General features: G+C 45.3%; 1 protein-coding gene and 1 pseudogene. Both read right to left on the reverse strand.

All coding sequences use genetic code 11. The annotated features are described in order from the left end of the window. Window positions 1-81: 81 nt before the first annotated feature. Window positions 82-555 (reverse strand): N-acetylmuramoyl-L-alanine amidase, encoded by a 474-nt coding sequence (locus tag KTG12_RS21435; RefSeq protein ID WP_129943947.1) that lies wholly within the window; start codon window positions 553-555, stop codon window positions 82-84. Between the two features lie 15 nt (window positions 556-570). Continuing rightward, window positions 571-786: pseudogene (locus KTG12_RS21440) on the reverse strand (hypothetical protein); the annotation flags it as partial.

Consider the following 786-nt stretch of genomic DNA (forward strand, 5'->3'; position numbering starts at 1 on the left):
CACCTCCTGCCCTATTCGTGTGCCGACCAGCCAGGAAGCAAAGAAGGCAGAGAGCTAAAACAACTATGATATGCCAAGCTTTCATGACTGCACAATTATCGGTTTCAAAAATGATTTGTATTCTTCCCTGACATCGAAACAAGGACATAACTTGATCCATTCGAACGGTTCCACAATGCCATTATCATTCAGGTCTCGGGACGTATCCCGATGGCCGAGAAGTTCTGCAATCTCATATTCTCTCGTCAACTTGTTAATTAGGCCGTCCATTGCCGTCTTTTGCGCCGGAGTCCGGGTATCAGCCGGTTTTCCGGAAGTGTCCAGTCCACCAATATAGCAAATCCCGACGCTATGATCATTGTAACCGATACAATGAGCCCCAGCTATCGCGAGTGGCCGACCGGCTTCTATGGTTCCGTCCAAGTCGATTACATAGTTATAACCAATTTGGCTGAAACCGCGTGCACGGTGCATACGATCAATATCCTTAGCTTTGATATCCTGCCCGGCACGTGTGGCCGAACAATGGATAATGATTGAATCTATCTTTTTCATTTTTATTCTCCTATATTAATACCCATTCTGCGGTTCACGATCACCGCACTTCTTTCTCTCACATCTCTTCAGTGCAAGTTCAAGCTTGACATCCGAATAGCTCTCTTTCAAAGTAAAAAGCTCATCCTGTACCTGTCGAAGCCTTCCGGTTTGTTCTACAAAACGTTCTTCTTTTTCTGATAGCTGTTTTTGCAGGAACTCGTTATACTCACGTAAAGCCTTGAACTCCTC

The organism is Parabacteroides sp. MSK.9.14 (assembly GCF_019041495.1).
In the GTDB taxonomy this organism is placed as follows: Bacteria; Bacteroidota; Bacteroidia; order Bacteroidales; family Tannerellaceae; genus Parabacteroides; species Parabacteroides merdae.

Coding starts and splice junctions, on each gene's coding strand:
- KTG12_RS21435 (WP_129943947.1), bottom strand. CDS start 555: ATGAAAAAGATAGATTCAATCATTATCCATTGTTCGGCCACACGTGCC.